This window comes from Marinifilum fragile, from assembly GCF_963677365.1.
Classification (GTDB): Bacteria; Bacteroidota; Bacteroidia; order Bacteroidales; family Marinifilaceae; genus Marinifilum; species Marinifilum fragile.
In genome coordinates, this window is record NZ_OY781962.1 from 4,608,869 (window position 1) to 4,627,996 (window position 19,128).

The window sequence follows — 19,128 nt, forward strand, 5'->3', positions numbered from 1 at the left end:
GCACAATTCTAAAGGGCTATATTATATAGCATTTAAACGATCATTCTTAGGGGGAATGATCGTTTTTTTATTTGGTATTTTAAGGAGTAAGTTGAAAAAATACCTAAAACCTCTCCATAAACGTTAAAGTTTGTTAAAAAAGCAAAGAAACACAGATGAAAAGTAACCCATTTTGATGTTTTAATCGTCTATATAAATGAAAACTTTTAGTTAGTGTTGATTTGATTCATTGTGGTTAGTGGTTAATTGTCTGATAAGATAATTTGCAAATCAACATAGGATTATCACCCGGCATTGTACCTTAAATGCCGGGTTTTCTTTTACCTCCTTCCGATGAATTTTACAATCAAGAATAGGGAAATAAACCCTAATGGAATTAATATCCAGGAGCTGATACCATACGACGCGGGCAATAAGCCAAAAATAATTGCTACAGCACCTACAGTTAACGCATAGGGAAGCTGGGTTCTTACATGTTCGATATGATTGCAAGAGCTAGCCAGGGAGCTTAAAATGGTAGTGTCCGATATTGGGGAACAGTGATCACCAAGTACAGAACCAGCTAAAATTGCAGAAACTGTAATGTAAAAAATATTCATACTTTGAATATCACTCATTCCAGCCGAATGACAAAGAGCCCAGGAAGCAGGAAGAATTAATGGATAAAGAATAGCCATTGTTCCCCATGATGAACCTGTGGAAAAAGCAATTAAAGCCGATAGAATAAAAGTAAATGTTGACAAGAATTGAGGAGGAACTTCAGTTGCGATTAAGATCTTCGAAATAAAATCTGCTGTATGCAAATCTTTTGTGATATCTGCTAAAGACCATGCCAGTATCAAAATAAGAATTGCGGTTAGCATGGTTTTAAACCCTTTTATCAGAGCATCAATTGTTTTATTTAAACTTAGAATTCTTTGTCCGATACTTAATGATGCCGCAACTAAAACCGCCGAAATTGATGACCAAAGTAGAGCTAGGTAAGAATCAGAAGCTCCAATAATATGTGATAGTTTTGTGCCAAGCGAGATAGAAGAGTTCGCCCAAATGTTCTCATTCCAACCAGTATAAATTAAGCCTGCAAATGTCCCGAATATTACTACCATTACTGGAATTCCAGCATTGTACCATCGTGTAGGTATTTCGGGCGATATTTCCATACTGTCGACTTCATCATTGGAATGTTTATTGACTTCTGAAAATTTCGTTTCAGATTTAGCCCTTTTTTCTGCATTATACATCGGTCCAAAATCTTTCTTCAAGATTACTATCATTAAAATGAAAAAGATAGTGAAGAAAGGATAGAATCGTGTTGGCAATGAATTTAAAAATATACTGTAAGGGCTCTCGTCTATATTGATTTGAACAGTTGCAGATTGAATGTAACTTAATTCTATTCCAATCCAAGTTGTTATCATGGCAATGGAAGCTACTGGCGCAGCAGTTGAATCTACAATATAGGCTAGTTTTTCTCGGGATATTTTTAATTTATCCGTTACCGGGCGCATGGTATTTCCAACCACCAAGGTATTGGCATAATCGTCGAAAAATATTAGTACACCCAAAAGCCAGGTAACAAATTGTCCGGATCGAGAACTGTTTGCAAACCGCGAAAGTTTATTCACCACACCTTGCATGCCGCCATTTTGAGTAATCAGGTTTACCATAGCTCCAATAAGCATTGAAAAGACAATAATGGAAATATGGCCTGTATCAGCTAAAGATTGGATGATATAGGTGTCTGAAATTGCAAAAATTGCTTTAAAAAAGGCTGAAAAAAAGGAGATGTCCTGATATCCAAAAATGATAAGAGTTCCTGAGAATAGACCTACAAATAGAGCAGAAAAGACTTCTTTAAACACTAAAGCAATTAAAATGGCTATAAGGGGAGGCAAAATCGACATCCACAAAGGAATGGCCGTGTAATTTATCTTTTGTGTTTGTTCTGAAATGCTCACCATAAAAGCATCTTTTCCTTTAAACACAAATGGAACCTTCAATTGATTTAGTTCAGGTTGAACCCAAACATCACTTCCATTTATTTTTACCAAAACCGAATCTTTGTTTAGATGGCTTTCATCTTTTAAATGAAGTGTAATTTCTGAAGGAATATCACCAATAATTATTTTTGGTAGTTCAACCGTAAAATCTTTGTTGATAGTTTTCTTTTCTGGATCAGAAGCAATAGCATTTTGAACTGATAGCAATAGCAGTAATAAAAGAATTGAGAGGATAGAGTTTTTAATCATTGCGGGGAATTTGGTTAGACAGTGTTAAATGTAATTATTTTTACCTGCTTTGTACAAATTTAAAGGACGTAAGTATTAAGATTTTCATGAGGACTTATTCTTTTTTTCTTTGACAAAATTGGTTAATTTGTATTTGGAAACTTAAACTTTATAGTGTGGACGGGACTTCGGATTTATTTAGAATGGACAACAATAATATTAATCCTGAAAAAGGAAAGGTATTAATAGCAGAACCTTTTCTGGAAGGAAGATATTTTAAACGCTCCATTGTATTGTTGGCTGAATTTAATAATGAAGGTGCAGTAGGATTCGTTTTGAACAAACCAATTAATTTATCGGTTGATGAAGTATTGGTTAGCATTGCTCATTTTGACGGCGATGTTTTTGTTGGAGGACCAGTAGATACCAACAGGATTTATTACATTCATACGCTTCCCCACTTAATTCCAAACAGCATTCATATTTTTGATAATTTGTATTGGGGTGGTGATTTTAGTGTTTTAAAGGATTTAATTGAGGAGAAGAAAGTGCTTCCTCACCAGGTGAGATTTTTTGCAGGATACTCAGGGTGGAGTGCGGGGCAGCTGAATGAGGAAATAAAGGAAAATTCATGGTTGGTTAGCCAAATTGATGTTAGAAGCATAATGAGCCTCAATAATGACAATCTGTGGGAGCAATCATTGCGCAAGCTCGGAGGCAGATACCGTATGTGGTCCAACTTTCCTGAAAATCCAAGTATGAATTAATATGAGATCAACCTTAATTAGAATTTGAATGCATTTTTATTTAATTCCTCAAGTAAGAGTTTTGCGATTTTATTAAAATATCTACGTTCTCTAAAAGCAACTACCCATCTAATTCCGTTAATTGCATTACTTAAGAAAATTTCATCAGCTTCAAGCAAATCATTAACCGTAATCATACAATCGTCGTAAACGGTCATGTTTAATTTTAGGGCAGTTTCAATTAATTGTTCTCTCATAATTCCACTTACTGCTCCACTTTCGATAGAAGGTGTCATCAGAATATCATTTTTTACAATGAACAAATTAGAACTGATACTTTCAATTGGATTTCCTCTCTCGTTAAGAATTAAACAGTCATCCAAATGCATACTGTTTTTATAATTGCCTGCCATAATAAACAGAAGGGAATTACCAGTTTTGAATTGAGAAATAATGTCGGATGATTTTCTGCAGTCCTTATAAATGTCAATTTTAAGCCCTTTTTTATTGATCACATACTGGTCTTTCTCTAGACGAGATGTTTCGATCAAATACGAAACCGTATTATCAATAGGAGTATATAATCCACCATCATTTCTAAATACGCTCAAGCGGATTCTCGTACCTGCAAAAGACTTGTTTTTATTGATCAAATACGTAATGTTGATTTTCAGTTTATCTCTGAAGTTTTCAGGTACAATCATTCCTATGGTTTTCATTCCCATAATTAATCGATCTAAATGCTGATCGAAAAATTGAATCTCAGTTCCATTTGAATGGATGGTTTCAAAAAGAGAATCGCCATAACGGAAAGCACGGTTTGCAGCCCCAAAAACTGGACTGTCTTTAGGAAACAATTCACCATTTAAATTAATATATTCGCTAACCCCCATACTATAATTCTCCTTTTATAATTTTATCGCAGTACGATTCGATATTTTCATTTGCTTCTACCTTTATTCCTTTTATTCCCGCGGCTTCCGCCGATTGTTTATCTCGTAAGCTGTCACCAATCATATAAGATTGGTCTGGATCAATTTTATAATCCTGAATTGCTTTTTTGATGAAATAAGGACTTGGTTTCCTGCATTCACAAGCTGCCACACTGTTGTGATGAGGACAGAAGTAGATTTTTTCAATTGTAATATTCTCTTTTTTCAGAATGCTTAGAAGATGTTCATGAACTTCATTTACATCATCTTCAGTATAAATTCCTTTTGCAACTCCACCTTGATTGGTAACAATAAACAACTTGTAGCCAGCTTCAGTGAATTTTTTCAATGATGGAATAATGCCATCGTTAATTACAAAGTCTTCAATACGATAAATGTAATAATGACCCACATCGGAGTTGATTACACCATCGCGGTCAAGAAAAATAGCTTTTTGCATGCTTTAAAAATTGAGAATCTGCTGCAAAAATAAGGAGAATAATTTGGGTTTAATGATTAATGGAAACAGAAATCCGAACAAAGCTCCATAGAAATGTGCACTATGACCAATGTTATCGATATTTTTCTTTCCCATATAGTAGGAATAATAAAGATATCCAGCTGCGAAAATTATTCCGGGAATCGGTATTACAAAGAACAAATAAATTGGCTGTAATGGGGCAAAAAATATGGTTGCAAAAACAACGGCTGAGGTAGCACCAGAAGCACCAACTGCATTGTAATGGTAGTGTTCTTTGTGTTTGTTTAAATCATATAGCGTAGATAGAACAATAGCACCAAGATATAGGACAATGAAATAAATTACTCCTGCAGAACCAAAATTATAGCTAAAGTAGTATTCCAAAGCATCTCCAAAAAAATACAGCACAATCATATTTACCAGCAGGTGATCCCAATTGGCATGTAAAAATCCGTACGTAATTATTCTGTACCACTGATTTCTTTTTGTGATTTGATATGCATTAAACTGATATTTGTACAGCAAATCGTTGTTCTGAAAAGCTGCTAGTGAGATCAGTACTGTTATGGCAATTATTATTATGGTCATGTTGTATTTTTCTAAAAAGCTTCTAACAGTTTAACTGTTAAAGCAGGTTTGCCTGGATCAAATCCTCCAGCTTTGTATTCAACTCTATTTGTGGTAATTCCTTTTGAAATTACATATTCGGCAGCTTGTGAAGCTCTTTCAAGGCTAATAATATTATTATCCCTTTTGCCATTGTCAAAGTTTGTGAAGCCGATTATTTGAATGGCAATATTCGGATTTACAATCAATAGATTCGCTAAATTATCAAGCTCAAGAATGGTATTTTTACTTAGTTCAGCCGAGTTTTTTTCATATTCAACACCAAATAGTTGCATGTTTTCATTTTTATTGAACTTTTGCAATTCTATTTGCTCAAAATGATCCGATTGATAACGATAATTTGTTATCACTTTTGTGAAATATCCATCTTTTCGAATGATAACATCGTATGATTTTGAAGGATCTATATCTTGCGAAAATTCCCCGTAATCATCAGTTTCGCATACGCTATTGATCTTATAACTACGATTAATAAGTTCGATGCTGGTTTGCTTTAGTGCACGTCCGGAAAACTGGTCAACAACACTTCCTTTAAATTTTATCCAAGGTGTTGTTTCCATGGATATATTCAGTTGTTTAGGTGCAGCATCATTTTGAGCAAAATAAAGAATCCTCTTCGTTTTATAGCCTGGTTTACTAACTATTAAACTGTAATCTTTATTGTCGAAAATATCGATTTTGAACATTCCATTCTCACTACTTTGAAACGACTTTTCTTTGGACAAATTATCCATTAAAACAATATCCACCTCGGGAATGCTTTTCTTTGAATGATTATCAACTATTCTTCCGTGTAAGGCAATAATTTTTTCTGGATTTTGAGTAAACGAATAAATATCATCATTTCCTCTTCGGTTTGAAGAAAAATAACCGCTTTCTTTCGATCCTTTAAAAATAAATCCAAAATCATCTTTTTCTGAATTGAAAGGAAGACCAAGGTTTACTGGATAAGTCCAGCTATTCTGTTCAAATGTTGTTTTAAAAATATCCAAACCTCCTAAACCAATATGTCCATCAGAGGCAAAATATAGGTAATTGTCATCACCAATGAAAGGAAACATTTCGTTACCGGAAGTATTAACCGTAGGTCCCAAATTAATTGGTTTACTCCAAGAGAATCCCAGTTTTCGACAAACGTAAATATCTGTTCCACCGTATCCACCTTTCATATTTGAGATGAAATACAAATATCTCCCGTCCGAAGATATACTAGGATGCCCAATTGAATAGGCATGACCTGCAAAAAGAAACAATTCAGGTTTGTCCCAAGAGCTGCCATTAAAACGTGATGAATAAATGTTCAACTCTGACTTACCTTCAAGGTTTAGATTTCCTTTGTTGCGAGTGAAATATACAAATCGTTCGTTTGGTGTAAAGCAAGCCGGACCTTCATGATATTTGGAATTAAAGGTTTCGCTAAATGGAATTGGATCTACAAAACGATCGCCTATTCGTTCGGTATAGTACAAATCAAGATAATGCTCTCCTGTTCTGCCATCAATTTCTTTTGAGGTTTTGTTATGTCGTCCTGACACGAAAACCAATCCATTTTTGTAGAGAGCTGACGCAAAATCTGACTGTGGAGAATTTATAGGAATAGATTTTACAATATATTGCTGATTGTCCTCTAATTCGTTGATAAGGTTACAGGACAGAATTAAATTTTGAATGTTTTTATCTCGAGGGTTAAGCCTGGCGTATTTTTCAAACCAAACTTTTGCTTCACTATAATTTCTAGTTCTTTTTAAAAGGAGAGCATAGCTAAGAAAATCTTCAGAATTGGCTCTTGGATCCACAACCAATTTTTCCAATAAGTAAAGAGCTTCAGTATCTTTATTGATTTCAACATAGCATTCAGCCAATTTTCTTTTTACATCAATATCATTTGAACTTTCCAGATATTTTTCGAAATAATTGATTGCATGCGCAAACTCACTATTATCAAAATATCGATTGCCTTTTGCGACTAATTGTGATTGTGCAGATGAAGAGATACTTCCTAAAGTGATTAGAAAAAATACTAATATGATATTTAATCCAGCTTTACTGTTCATGGTACTTAGAAATATCTTGGTGACGTAATTTTGCTCTTTTTTAAAGATAAATTGTAATTTAATATTATTTCGTGATTTGTAAAGCCTTTTGATTGATATTTTCCGAAATATTTTTCATAAGAATATGAGAAACTTAATTTCTGACTCAATTGATACCCAATGTTACCAGCCACAGAATCATCAGTTCTATATCCCAAACCAAAAGATATACCACTTTCATGAAGCATATCAAAATTAGCCATGGCTGTTGTGGTGCCTGTATAGGAACTGACCACCAAAGCAGAAGGTTTAAACGCAAATTCTGGATTAATAGGCAAGGTAGCACCAGCTCCCAAATAACAGACTGTATTTTTGAATTTAAACTTCATATTATCCGAAAAACCTTCAGAAGCAGGTTGATCGTTTGAGAGTAGTCTTGGGGCTGAAAATCCTAAATAATATTTGGGTGTGTAGTAATAAAATCCGATTCCAAAATTCGGAACCCAAGTTGAAATATCCTGATTAGGAAAAGCTGGATCATCCAGAGATGGAAAATTAGGATCGTAGGTTGTCAGTTCTGTCCAGTTAATTTGCTTGTTGATAAATCCTGCCTGAATTCCCATTGACAAAGTCCCTTCGATGCTAACTTGCAGATGGTAGGCATAATTTAAAAATACAGCATTATCTTTCTGAATTCCAAACCTGTTGTTGTACACAACTGCTCCTAAACCAAAATTAGTGTAGTTTACAGGAGCTTGTATTGATAAAACGGTTGTTTCTGGCGATCCTTCTACATCTACCCACTGATTACGATAGGCAAGTACAGCTTCCATAAAGCGACTACTACCTGCATAAGCAGGATTGTAAAATAATCGATTATAAGAAAAATTTGAGAATCGGATTTCTTCTTGTGCCCACGATTTAAAAATGGGTAATAAAAGGAGTCCAATTAATATTGCAATTTTATTTAGTTGATTCATTCTCAATATTTAACCACAATATAACCACTTTTAACATATTCCTTATCCTTAATAATTAGTTTAAAGAAATAGGTTCCTTTAGGCAATTTATCTCCGGGACCAAGTTTTACACCAGCATTTTTGTAACCACCATCCCAGGCTTCATGGTTGTTGTAATTTTTCTTTTCGTAAACTTTGGTACCCCAACGCGAGAATACAATAAACTCGTTTTCCGGATAATTTTCAATTCCCTTAATGTAAAATTTGTCGTTAATATTGTCGTTATTTGGTGAGAATGACGAAGGAATTACTAGTTCAACCTGATTGGGATCAAGAACATTAACTACTACAAATGCATTACTGCAGCGTTTTGCCTGATCACATATTTCGTAGTAAATCGTGTCAGTTCCAAAACTCATCTCGTATGGATAATATACCATTAAGGAATTATCTTCAATTAAATAAGCCTTTCCGAACTGATCGGTTTGGCGAAGTATAGATTTTTCGATTTCTTCCTTAGATGAAAACTTGTCATTTTTTAGGAAGTCTATTTCAATATAAACCACTTCGCTTGCCGAATTTTGGTTTGTAATGGAAACCGTATCGTTTTTGGCAACTGGTGGTTCACCAGTTTGTCCCAAACACAATAAACTTGTGCAAACTGAGAATCCAAGTAACAGTAGTCGAATGGGTAGATTTATTCTCATATTAGGGTGTTGCGTAAAATTAAGTTTTAGCGCTGCTACTAATGGAGAATTTTAAAGATCAATTCTTTTAAAAGATCTCCTTGTTTCGTTCCTACATCACCATATCCTTTCGATCTTAAATCATATTCCCGCAGCATCTCGATAATTGAAACCAATTTCTTGGGATTGTAATTTTTAGATGCCAGTTTATAATCTTTTACGAAATAAGGATTGATTCGTAAACTTGAAGCAACAACTTTTTCGTTCGTTTTATTTTTTAAGAAATAATACTTTAAAACTTTGGAGAAATACGAGTGTATTAAAGCAATGGTTACAACAATAGGATGATTTTTTTCGTTGGTAGAAAAATAGTTTATGATTTGATTGGCCTTTAATACATCTTTTTTACCTAATGCATTTTGCAGCTCGAAATTGTTGTAATCTTTTGATATTCCGATGTTTTTTTCAATATCAGTAGGTGTGATTGTATCGCTATTTGTAATATTTATAGTTAGCTTTTCGATGGCATTGGTAATTTTGCCTAAATCGTTACCTAGGAATTCAGCCAATAGAAATGCGGCCTTATTATCAACTTTATATTTTAAGTTCGCAGCATATTTTTTAATCCAATCAGGAATTTGATTTTCGTATATTTTTTTTGATTCGAAAAGAATTCCATTTTGAGCAACATCTTTGGTAAAAGCTTTTCGCTTATCCAATGATTTGTATTTGTAGTTAATTACTAAAATGGTTGATTTTAAGGGATTTTTAACATAGGATGATAGTTGATCGATATTCTTTATATTTTGAGCTTCCCTAACAACTACAACTTGTTTTTCGGCCATCATAGGAAACCTTCTGGCAGTTGTAACAATGGTTCCTATGTCAGTATCTTTCCCATAAAGGATGGTTTGATTGAAATCTTTTTCATGCTCAGGTAAAGCATTGTCTATAATATAATCGGTAATCTTATCAATAAAGAAACTTTCTTCTCCCATTAAAAAGTAAATCGGAGCAAATTCTTTTTTCTTAAGACTTTTAAATATCTCTTCGTATGTCATGGTTCAAACTTAAAATCTAAGGTGTTTAACAGATTTGCGATTGTGCATGATCTCTTTTAAAGCTTCAATTCCAATTTCCAGATGGTTATTTACATAGCTATCTGTTACCAAAGCATCACTTTTATCTGTTTTAACCCCTTCCGAAATCATTGGTTGATCCGATACCAAAAGCAATGCGCCAACTGGAATTTCATTGTAGAAACCAACCGTAAAAATGGTAGCTGTTTCCATATCGATTGCCATAGCACGAGTTTTGCTTAAGTATTTCTTGAAACGTTCATCGTATTCCCATACACGTTTGTTGGTTGTAAATACGGTTCCTGTATAATAATCTTTATTTCGATTGGATATAACCTGTGAAACTGCCATTTGCAATGAGTATGCAGGCAATGCTGGCACTTCTGGCGGAAGATAGTCATTTGATGTACCTTCGCTTCGAATTGCAGCAATTGGCAGAATTAAATCGCCTAATTTGTTTTTTCTTTTTAAGCCACCACATTTTCCAAGAAAAAGAACGCCTTTCGGCTTAATTGCACTAAGTAAATCCAAAATTGTTGCAGCATTAGGACTTCCCATTCCAAAATTGATAATGGTAACTCCATCGGCGGATGCATTTGGCATTGCCTTGTCTTCTCCTAAAATTTCGCAACCGTGCCATTCAGCAAAAAGTTCAACATAGTGGTTGAAATTGGTAAGCAAAATATATGGAGTGAATTCTGAAAGTTCTCGGCCTGTATATCTTGTTAGCCAGTTTTTTACAATTTCTTCTTTGGTCTTCATGAATGTGTAGCGGTTTTATAAGGAATAATCTTGTAACTTTAGCCGATTAACAGCTTTTTTATGGAAAATTTAAATTTACCAACTTATTCCTTCAAAATAAAATCTGATCTGCAAAGAAAACTAATTTTCGACAGTATTCGAAAGAAGTATGTAGTATTAACTCCGGAAGAATGGGTGAGGCAAAATTTTATTCGGTATTTGGTAGAGGAAAAAGATTATCCAGCCTCCTTAATAGCTGTTGAAAAAAAAGTTGATGTTAATTTGCTACCACAACGAAGTGATATTGTTTTGTACAACCGCAATGCCAATCCAATTATGATTGTAGAATGCAAAGCAAGTAAAATTAAAATTACACAAGATGTGTTCAATCAAATTGCACGCTACAACATGAAATTGAGAGTTCCATTTTTGGTAGTAACTAACGGATTAAGGCATTTTTGCTGCTATATGGATTACGAAAAAAAAAGTTTTAAATTTTTGGAAGATATACCCAACTATCAATCGATTAAAGATTTGTAGAGTTTATTTTCTGAAGTAAATACTCATCCAACCAGCCATTTTGTGTTTTTATCCAATCTTTTTTTAAACCTGCTATTTCGAACCCTTGGTTTTGGAAAAGTTTTAAACTGGCCTCATTTTTTGATGTGATGTTACAGTACAATTGGTGAACTTGTAGAACGGAAAAAGCATAATCACATAAGGTTTCCAATGCTTCGGTGGCATAACCTTTTTGCTGATGTTCCCTGTTGTTAATAGATATTCCAATTCCTGCATGTTGATGAAATGGGTCAAAATCAAATAGATCTATTAGTCCAACCGGTTCCTGATCTTCTTTTCGTTCAATGACCAAACGCAATTGCTTGCTTTCAAAAATATCCAAGTGACTTGTTTCCAGGTATTGCTTTAAAACAAATAAAGAGAATGGTTTAAGAGTATGACTAACTTCCCAAATTGAGGAATCGTTTTCCCAACTGTAAAGCAATTTTAAATCAGTTGGTTCCAGTGCTCTTAAGCGAATGTTATTATTCTCTAGAATTTGCATTTTATAGTACTTTATAAACTAGTTTTAACAAGTTGTAGATTAATGCTTGTTATACCATTTAATCTCTCTGGTAAAGGCATCAAGATATCCTTTTTTAACTACAGAAGAAAGACGACTTTTTGCTTTTGCTTGCGACGAGAATTTTTGAAAAGTATATCTGGACAGACCATCTTTACCATAAAACAATTGCATGTTGTCTGTTCCTAAATTATCGAAATAATTTAAAGGGCGAGCATTTTTTAAGGCCATTACCTGGATGGTATAATAGTTTTCAGTTTCTAATGAATTGTTAGCCGGTAAGCGTTCGCCGCGCAATGATTTTCTTACAAAAGCATCCCAGTAACCATTCTTTAAAACTGTGCCCAAATCAAGAATTGCATCTCGTTTTGAATTGTAAGAGCCATAAGTGTATCGATACAATCCGGTTTTATCAACAAATACACTTACATCTCCTAAATCTTTAAAATAGCTTAAAGGCTTTGGATAACGAAGTGCCATTACTTGAATAGTATATGTGGAGGAACCTGTGTATTGAAGGCCAGAGTATAGTAATTCATCGTTAATAACGGTTCTAATAAAGGCATCCCAATAACCCATTCTAATGAGTCGATTCATAACCTTAACCGCTTTATCGTATGATTTGAATTTGCGGTAAGTGAATCGTGTTAAACCATCTTCACCAACATACACTTTTACATTATCCAGATTATCGAAAAACTCTGCATCAATAGGAATCTTTAGCGCCATAATCTGAATGGTGTAATAAATTTCACCTCCCTTTTCCTCTTTAGCCAATTTATCGTTGGTTAAAATTTTAATTGTAGGTGATTTGAATCCTTTTTCCGCAATTACTTTTTGTGCTTTACTGGCCTCTTTGTAATCCTTAAATTTACCATAGGTGTAATGATATTTATTATCGGGACCTTTGGTTTCAATCACTCCATCCAACTCCTCGAATAGTTCAGGATGCGGAGAGTTGAAGTTTCCTAAATCCAAAGTAAATGCAAGAGCACCAGAGTCAATTGCCTTGATATCTAATTTCTTAGAATCTATCGTAGATTCTTTTTGTATAGGCTCTTCTTTCTGGATAATTGGTTTATCCTTAATTTCTTTTTGAATTGCTTCATCAACTTTTGCCAGCTCTGTTACTTTATCCGGCACTATAACTTTTGTTGGAGCACTTACATTTGGCAAAACTGTAGGTGTTACAATATTTTTAGATGGTACCGCAATATTCGAATCCGTTTTGATTTTGGAAACAGGAATATCTTTTCTAACCGTACTACTTTCCTTTAGCGTTCCTGTATCATGAGTTTGATCAATTGTATTGATATCTTTTGATTTTTGAGAGCTGATGATACTATCTTGTTTTACTTCAGGAGTAGCAAATTGTTTATCATCAGGCATAGAATCTCGGCTATTTTCCATAGCCCCGATCTGGTTGATTTTACTTTCTTCAAAATTGATTAACTCAATGGTTTGAGGATAATCAGCTTCGTCTTTAGTACGCAGAGTTAATGGTAAAAGGGTAATAACACTATGGTTTTCCTTGTTGGCATATTCAGGTGGAATATTCAGAACGGTTCTTAAAGTTCTGTATCCTTCAGCCACAATTTCAATATCGTACTTTTTACCAGCATCAATAATGAACAAAAATTTTCCAGTAGCAGTATTTGGAGAGTAAATACCAATGGTTTTTCCATTTTTACTAACAGTTAATTTAGCACTTCCAACAGGTTTGCCATTGGTGTTTACTATTTTTCCTTTCAATACAAAAAGACCAGCCTGATCAGCATTAGGTGTCTTAATCAGGAAGATGTCCGTTCTCCCCAAACTACCAGTTCGGTATGATGCAAAGTAGGCTCTTTTTCCATCCGGAGTAGGAGTGTAGTAAATGTCATCATCAGTTGAATTGATTGGATATCCAACATTTACAGGTGTAGTCCAACGTCCTTTGATGTTGATACTTTTAAAGATATCCAGACCTCCCATGGATGTGTGGCCTGCTGAACTGAAATATAAAGTTTTTCCATCAGGATGGATAAATGGAGCGTCGTCGTTGTATTCCGTATTGATAGCCGGCCCCAAGTTTTTTGCTTTTCCCCATTTGCCATTAGGAAGTTTGGTTACTGTGTAAATGTCCATTCCACCATATCCTCCAGGTCTATCACTTGAAAAAAACATGGTTCGTCCGTCTGCCGAAACAGAAATATGACTTTCCTTGCTTTTGGAATTGATATTTGGTCCTAGTTTTTTGGCCTCAGACCATTCATTCCCTTGTAATTTACTCACATAGATGTCTCCACCTTCTGATTCTTTTCGACTCAGATATCCTGCTTTATAAATATAAAGTTCCTGACCATCAGCCGAAATAGAAATCGAAGCATCATGGTCAATTGTGTTAAGTTTTGGAATTCCAATCGGCTCAGTCCACGTTTCATTTACCTTATGCGAAATGTAAATGTCTTCAAAATACTGACCATCAATATCAAGTTTACTGCCAGTGCCATTTCTTCGCGAAGTAAAAATCATGGTGCTTTCATCTGCAGTAACACCAGGACTGTGTTCATCATATTCGGTGTTAATTTTATTGCCGAGATTGATGATGGAGATATCCACTGGATTTTTTACCAGCTCCAAACCATTTTCACACATCTTAACTTCGCGTTGTATTTCGTTACGAAACTCTGTGTTTTGAGGTGAAATAATTTGCTGTAAGTCTTTATAAACTTTTAATGCTTCCCTGAATTGATAATTGGCGTGATAGGCCTTAGCCAGATTAAAGTACACGTCAATGGGAACATTGTTTTTTGAACTGGTGTATTGAATAGATTTTTCCAGTAACTCAACCGATTTGGACTTTTCAGGAACAATATTTAAATAGCACAATCCAAGTTTAAAATTCAAATCGGCATTGCGAGAAGCTTGATCTAACAACTCTTTATAAATGCTGGCAGCCTTGGAATAGTTTCCATTTGCCAGTAATTTTTCAGCTATTTGATATTTTCTACGATCTTTAACTTTTTGCTGTTTGGGGCTGGCATTAAGAGAGTATGGACTACAAATCCCTATGTAAATAGAGAAAATGACCAATAAAATCGTCTTTGCAGAAGAAGACAATTTCATTTTTAGCTTAGGGCCTGTAGTGGGTTTTATATGTTTTAATCTAATTAACAATAACTAAATATAACTTTTATAAGTTAATAACGCCAGAGAATCTGATAAAAAAGATGGAATTGTTAATAAAAACTTCCTTTCTATCAGGTTTATTTACCTCTTGATAAATGTAATTATATAATTCTGCAATGAATAGACAAAATAAATAAAAATGTAACATTATTTAGGCATATCTATTTATAAAACACAAAAAAAGCCGAAGAATAAGATTCAACGGCTCAATTTTTAATTAAAAATGCAATTATATACCTCTGTTTGTGTCGAAATTCTCTAGGTATTCTGCAACTCGTTTAAGAAACATTCCACCAAGAGCTCCATCCACAACTCTATGATCGTAAGACAAGGAAAGAACCATTATGCTTCTGATTCCAATGGTGTCACCCTGAGGAGTTTCAATAACCGCGGGCTTCTTTTTAATAGCACCAACAGCTAGAATTGCCACTTCGGGCTGATTGATGATTGGCGTTCCAGTAGTACTGCCAAATGCTCCCAGGTTTGTAATGGTGAAAGTGCTTCCTTGAATTTCATCTGGTTGCAATTTGTTTGCTCTGGCACGATCAGCCAAATCGTTTACTTGTCTGGTAATTCCCACAAGATTTTTTTCATCGGCCGACTTTATGACTGGAACAATTAGATTTCCACTAGGTAAAGCTGTCGCCATTCCGATGTTAATGAATTTTTTACGGATAATCTTGTCACCATCAACTGAAACATTAACCATTGGATAATCTTTCAATGCTTTTGTTACGGCTTCCACAAAAATAGGAGTGAAGGTTAGTTTCTGACCTTCTTTTTGCAGGAATTCGTTCTTCACTTTGTTTCTCCATTGCACCAGACCTGTTACATCAACATCAATGAATGAGGTTACGTGAGGCGAAACCTGTTTCGATTGAACCATGTACTGTGCAATAAGTTTACGCATTCTGTCCATCTCAATGATTTCAACATTATCTCCATTGTAAGATTGGTGAGAAACCGAAGCTGGCGCTGGTGCAGGCTTAGCACTAACCGGAGCAACTACTGATTCTGTAGCTACAGGTTGTGATTTTTTATTTTCGATGAATTGAAGAATATCTTTTTTGGTAATTCGGTTGCTTTCTCCCGAACCTTCAATTTGATTTAGTTCTTGTAAGCTGATGTTTTCTTCCTGTGCAATTTTACGAACCAGAGGAGAGATAAACGAACCATTTTCAGTCTTACTTGCTAGTTTTGGTTCAGCTTCAATAGCAGTTTCTTCTTTTGGTAAGTCAAAAACTTTTTCTACTTCCACCTTTGCAGGTTCAGAGCTTGTAAGTTCTTCAGCACTTAATTCTTCGCCATCAGGAACTAAAATAGCAACTACGTCGCCTACTTGGGCAACATCACCTTCTTCGAATAAAAATTTTACAATCTTCCCTGATTGAGGAGCTGGAATTTCCGAGTCAACTTTGTCGGTAGCGATTTCAAGAATCGACTCTTCTTCTTCTACATGCTCGCCTTCTTTTTTAAGAAACTGTGTAATGGTTGCTTCTGTGATTCCTTCCCCCATTGCTGGAATCAATATTTCAATTTTAGCCATGTGTGATTGTTTTTTTGATACCCATTAAGTTAGGCAATCCCGATGAATATTTAAATAGAAATCGGGCATAGTGTTTAATTGATTGTGTTTATTTAGTCTAAATACTATGCGAATTTAATAAAATTGAAGAAAAAGACAAACGTATCCGAAGATACAATTTATCGATAAGGAGATAGATAGAACTAAAGGCTCAAGTTACAAGCTCAAAGTATAAAGTAATAAAGTTGTGTGGTCTGCGGCGTTTATGGAAATAAAATTATGAATCGTTAATTACGAGTTAAGTTCATTTAAAATCAATTTTCATACTTTGCACTAGCTGCTTACAAATTTTGATCGAAAGGAGTACGGTGTAGAATCGATCTTCCCAAGGTAATTTCATCGGTATATTCCAGTTCATCACCAATGGATACACCTCGTGCAATGGTTGTGATTTTTACATCAAACTTGTTTAGTTTTTTGTATAGGTAGAAGTTGGTAGTATCGCCTTCCATGGTTGTGCTTAAGGCAAGAATTACCTCTTTCATTTTACCTTCATCGGCTTTTGCAATTAAAGGATCAATTTGCAAATCGCTGGGACCGATTCCATCCATAGGAGAGATGATGCCGCCCAAAACATGATAAATTCCATTGTATTGCTGAGTGCGTTCTACCGACATTACATCACGAATACTTTCAACCACACAAATGGTTTCATGATCGCGCTTTGGGTTCGAACAGATATCACATACATCGGTATCAGAAATGTTATAGCAGGATTTACAATGCTTGATTTCATCGCGAAGTTGAGTAATTGAAGAGCCAAAACGATGCACGTCTTCCTTGGGCTGATTCAGCAAATGCAAAACCAGACGCAATGCAGTTTTTCTTCCAATACCAGGAAGTTTAGAAAATTCGGCAACTGCATTTTCCAATAGTTTCGATGGGAAATTGGTATAGCTCATTTTGTCTTCAATTCTTAAGTTTAGCTCAAAAGTAATAAAAAACCTGTCAGGTTTCAGAAACCTGATAGCTTTGATTATTTTTGGTTTTTATTCTAAAAAAAATCGACTGTGACACCAATTACCATACTATCTGTTGTTGTTGGGTATTTTGCCCTTCTTTTATTGATATCCTATTTTACTGGTCGCAAGGCTGATAACAAAGGCTTTTTTGTTGGAAACAAACAATCGCCGTGGTATGTGGTGGCCTTTGGTATGGTTGGAGCATCCTTATCGGGAGTTACTTTTATATCGGTACCAGGTTGGGTAAAATCCATCGACTTTACCTATATGCAAATGGTGTTGGGGTACATGTTGGGATACATTGTGGTGGCCAATATTCTGTTGCCATTGTATTACAAATTGAATCTGACTTCCATCTACACTTATCTGGATGGCCGGTTTGGTAGAGCTTCCTATAAAACAGGAGCCTCTTTTTTCTTGCTATCAAGAACCATTGGTGCATCCTTCCGCTTGTTTTTAATGGCCAATGTTTTGCAGATAACGGTATTCGATGCCTGGGGCGTTCCTTTTGCAGTTACCGTAGTTATTACCATTCTGTTGATTTGGCTGTATACTTTTAAAGGAGGAATTAAAACCATTGTGTGGACCGATACCTTGCAAACCTTGTTTATGCTGCTTGCGGTTGGAGTGAGTATTTTCCTGATCATGAATAAACTGAACCTGAATATTTCGGGATTAACCAACATGATCAGCGAAAGCGAATATTCGCAAGTATTTGTATTTGATGATTGGCATAGCAAACAAAATTTCTTCAAGCAGTTTTTTACCGGAGCTTTTATCACCATTGTAATGACAGGCTTGGATCAGGATATGATGCAGAAGAATTTAAGTTGTAAAAATCTGGGCGAAGCCAAAAAGAACATGTACTGGTATGGATTTGCCTTTATTCCTGCCAATCTGCTGTTTCTTATTTTGGGTGCCTTGCTATTGGTTTTTGCCCAGCACGAAGGAATTGCAATTCCCGAACGAGGAGATGATTTGTTCCCGTTGTTGGCAACCCAACATCTCGGACCAGTGGTTAGCCTTTTCTTTTTGGTGGGATTAATGGCAGCAGCTTATTCGAGTGCCGACTCGGCTTTAACATCACTTACCACATCATTTACGGTTGATATTTTAGATGCAGATGAGAGTGATGAGGCAAAAACAAGAAAACTTCGACGCCAGTCGCATATCCTGTTTTCTGCATTGTTACTATTGGTAATCATGATATTTAGGGCAATAAACGACGATTCGGTAATTGCTGCCATTTTTACTGTAGCTGGTTATACTTACGGTCCGCTTTTGGGACTTTATGCTTTTGGTTTGTTCACCAAACTGCAAGTAAAAGACAAGTGGGTTCCGATAATCGCCATTCTTTCTCCTGTTATTTGCTATATCCTTAAAGACAATTCGGTGGATTGGTTTGGAATTAACATTGGGTTTGAATTACTGATGATTAATGGTGCATTGACATTTATAGGTTTATGGTTGATTAGTGTGAAGAATAAATAAGCTCATTCTATCTTTCTTTTTCATAAAGGAGAAAAGAACATCACTTCGAAAATTAATTCTTTGGAACTATCAAGTTAAATTTCTCCCTTTCAGGGGAGATCCCGACAGGGAGAGGGGTGTTTTGTTATCGCATAGAGAAAATAATTTTACCACAAAGGAAAACGAAGGATATCACGAAGTAGCACAAAGGTGTTTTGATGTTAATTGCGTGATATAGTAAAGACAGCATTAATGCTGTCTCTACCCATATAGGATATTTGCAGAGACAAGGCAATGCCTTGTCTTTATCGATATAAGGCTTTGTAACAAATGCAGCAATTAAAGTT

16 protein-coding genes are annotated in these 19,128 nt (G+C 35.1%); 3 read left to right on the plus strand and 13 right to left on the minus strand.

Annotated elements, in window-relative coordinates; genetic code table 11:
- Nucleotides 1–320: 320 nt before the first annotated feature.
- A complete protein-coding gene (locus ACKPCA_RS18760; protein WP_321280425.1) occupies nt 321–2,249 on the minus strand; it encodes a Na+/H+ antiporter NhaC family protein in 1,929 nt (642 codons plus the stop codon).
- 155 nt (nt 2,250–2,404) lie between these two features.
- On the opposite strand from ACKPCA_RS18760, the gene ACKPCA_RS18765 reads away from it, so the two are divergent.
- Nucleotides 2,405–2,995, plus strand: a complete 591-nt coding sequence (locus ACKPCA_RS18765) for a YqgE/AlgH family protein (RefSeq protein ID WP_218186007.1) — start codon at nt 2,405–2,407, stop codon at nt 2,993–2,995.
- Nucleotides 2,996–3,012: 17 nt separating this feature from the next.
- Here the strand turns inward: ACKPCA_RS18765 and ACKPCA_RS18770 are convergent, their stop codons facing one another.
- The 8 genes from ACKPCA_RS18770 to ACKPCA_RS18805 are packed head-to-tail and all read right to left on the minus strand — an operon-like array spanning nt 3,013 to nt 10,533.
- Nucleotides 3,013–3,867 carry an aminotransferase class IV gene (locus ACKPCA_RS18770; protein WP_321280427.1) on the minus strand — a complete coding sequence of 285 codons (855 nt, stop codon included), beginning with the start codon at nt 3,865–3,867 and terminating at the stop codon, nt 3,013–3,015.
- A gap of 1 nt (nt 3,868) precedes the next feature.
- Nucleotides 3,869–4,366 carry a D-glycero-alpha-D-manno-heptose-1,7-bisphosphate 7-phosphatase gene (locus ACKPCA_RS18775; protein ID WP_054714361.1) on the minus strand — a complete coding sequence of 166 codons (498 nt, stop codon included), beginning with the start codon at nt 4,364–4,366 and terminating at the stop codon, nt 3,869–3,871.
- Nucleotides 4,367–4,369: 3 nt separating this feature from the next.
- Nucleotides 4,370–4,975, minus strand: coding sequence for a rhomboid family intramembrane serine protease (locus ACKPCA_RS18780; RefSeq protein ID WP_054714363.1), 606 nt, complete (start codon nt 4,973–4,975; stop codon nt 4,370–4,372).
- A gap of 11 nt (nt 4,976–4,986) precedes the next feature.
- Nucleotides 4,987–7,068 (minus strand): OmpA family protein, encoded by a 2,082-nt coding sequence (locus tag ACKPCA_RS18785; protein ID WP_321280430.1) that lies wholly within the window; start codon nt 7,066–7,068, stop codon nt 4,987–4,989.
- A 5-nt stretch (nt 7,069–7,073) separates the two neighbouring features.
- Nucleotides 7,074–8,027 (minus strand): PorP/SprF family type IX secretion system membrane protein, encoded by a 954-nt coding sequence (locus tag ACKPCA_RS18790; protein WP_321280433.1) that lies wholly within the window; start codon nt 8,025–8,027, stop codon nt 7,074–7,076.
- Between the two features lie 2 nt (nt 8,028–8,029).
- Nucleotides 8,030–8,713 (minus strand): T9SS type B sorting domain-containing protein, encoded by a 684-nt coding sequence (locus ACKPCA_RS18795; RefSeq protein ID WP_321280434.1) that lies wholly within the window; start codon nt 8,711–8,713, stop codon nt 8,030–8,032.
- 38 nt (nt 8,714–8,751) lie between these two features.
- Complete coding sequence (holA, locus tag ACKPCA_RS18800) at nt 8,752–9,753, minus strand: DNA polymerase III subunit delta (RefSeq protein WP_321280436.1); 1,002 nt, start codon at nt 9,751–9,753, stop codon at nt 8,752–8,754.
- A 9-nt stretch (nt 9,754–9,762) separates the two neighbouring features.
- Nucleotides 9,763–10,533 carry an AMP nucleosidase gene (locus ACKPCA_RS18805; RefSeq protein WP_054714378.1) on the minus strand — a complete coding sequence of 257 codons (771 nt, stop codon included), beginning with the start codon at nt 10,531–10,533 and terminating at the stop codon, nt 9,763–9,765.
- Nucleotides 10,534–10,593: 60 nt separating this feature from the next.
- On the opposite strand from ACKPCA_RS18805, the gene ACKPCA_RS18810 reads away from it, so the two are divergent.
- The gene (locus tag ACKPCA_RS18810) at nt 10,594–11,052 is read left to right on the plus strand and encodes a type I restriction enzyme HsdR N-terminal domain-containing protein (RefSeq protein WP_054714382.1); all 459 of its coding nucleotides are present in this window, start codon (nt 10,594–10,596) and stop codon (nt 11,050–11,052) included.
- Here ACKPCA_RS18810 and ACKPCA_RS18815 read toward each other — a convergent pair.
- From ACKPCA_RS18815 to recR, 4 genes are all read right to left on the minus strand, one after another.
- Nucleotides 11,039–11,575, minus strand: coding sequence for a GNAT family N-acetyltransferase (locus ACKPCA_RS18815; protein ID WP_321280439.1), 537 nt, complete (start codon nt 11,573–11,575; stop codon nt 11,039–11,041). The genes ACKPCA_RS18810 and ACKPCA_RS18815 overlap by 14 nt on opposite strands.
- A gap of 39 nt (nt 11,576–11,614) precedes the next feature.
- Nucleotides 11,615–14,701, minus strand: coding sequence for a hypothetical protein (locus ACKPCA_RS18820; RefSeq protein WP_321280440.1), 3,087 nt, complete (start codon nt 14,699–14,701; stop codon nt 11,615–11,617).
- Nucleotides 14,702–14,993: 292 nt separating this feature from the next.
- Nucleotides 14,994–16,310: a dihydrolipoamide acetyltransferase family protein gene (locus tag ACKPCA_RS18825; RefSeq protein WP_321280441.1), complete on the minus strand. Its 1,317-nt coding sequence runs from the start codon at nt 16,308–16,310 to the stop codon at nt 14,994–14,996.
- 320 nt (nt 16,311–16,630) lie between these two features.
- Nucleotides 16,631–17,251 (minus strand): recombination mediator RecR, encoded by a 621-nt coding sequence (recR, locus tag ACKPCA_RS18830; RefSeq protein ID WP_321280442.1) that lies wholly within the window; start codon nt 17,249–17,251, stop codon nt 16,631–16,633.
- A gap of 108 nt (nt 17,252–17,359) precedes the next feature.
- Between recR and ACKPCA_RS18835 the strand changes: the two genes are divergently transcribed.
- Nucleotides 17,360–18,802 (plus strand): sodium:solute symporter, encoded by a 1,443-nt coding sequence (locus ACKPCA_RS18835; RefSeq protein ID WP_321280443.1) that lies wholly within the window; start codon nt 17,360–17,362, stop codon nt 18,800–18,802.
- Nucleotides 18,803–19,128 lie beyond the last annotated feature (326 nt).

Coding starts and splice junctions, on each gene's coding strand:
- ACKPCA_RS18760 (WP_321280425.1), bottom strand. CDS start 2,249: ATGATTAAAAACTCTATCCTCTCAATTCTTTTATTACTGCTATTGCTA.
- ACKPCA_RS18775 (WP_054714361.1), bottom strand. CDS start 4,366: ATGCAAAAAGCTATTTTTCTTGACCGCGATGGTGTAATCAACTCCGAT.
- ACKPCA_RS18815 (WP_321280439.1), bottom strand. CDS start 11,575: ATGCAAATTCTAGAGAATAATAACATTCGCTTAAGAGCACTGGAACCA.
- recR (WP_321280442.1), bottom strand. CDS start 17,251: ATGAGCTATACCAATTTCCCATCGAAACTATTGGAAAATGCAGTTGCC.
- ACKPCA_RS18770 (WP_321280427.1), bottom strand. CDS start 3,867: ATGGGGGTTAGCGAATATATTAATTTAAATGGTGAATTGTTTCCTAAA.
- ACKPCA_RS18805 (WP_054714378.1), bottom strand. CDS start 10,533: ATGAAGACCAAAGAAGAAATTGTAAAAAACTGGCTAACAAGATATACA.
- ACKPCA_RS18820 (WP_321280440.1), bottom strand. CDS start 14,701: ATGAAATTGTCTTCTTCTGCAAAGACGATTTTATTGGTCATTTTCTCT.
- ACKPCA_RS18790 (WP_321280433.1), bottom strand. CDS start 8,027: ATGAATCAACTAAATAAAATTGCAATATTAATTGGACTCCTTTTATTA.
- ACKPCA_RS18785 (WP_321280430.1), bottom strand. CDS start 7,068: ATGAACAGTAAAGCTGGATTAAATATCATATTAGTATTTTTTCTAATC.
- ACKPCA_RS18825 (WP_321280441.1), bottom strand. CDS start 16,310: ATGGCTAAAATTGAAATATTGATTCCAGCAATGGGGGAAGGAATCACA.
- ACKPCA_RS18780 (WP_054714363.1), bottom strand. CDS start 4,975: ATGACCATAATAATAATTGCCATAACAGTACTGATCTCACTAGCAGCT.
- ACKPCA_RS18810 (WP_054714382.1), top strand. CDS start 10,594: ATGGAAAATTTAAATTTACCAACTTATTCCTTCAAAATAAAATCTGAT.
- holA (WP_321280436.1), bottom strand. CDS start 9,753: ATGACATACGAAGAGATATTTAAAAGTCTTAAGAAAAAAGAATTTGCT.
- ACKPCA_RS18795 (WP_321280434.1), bottom strand. CDS start 8,713: ATGAGAATAAATCTACCCATTCGACTACTGTTACTTGGATTCTCAGTT.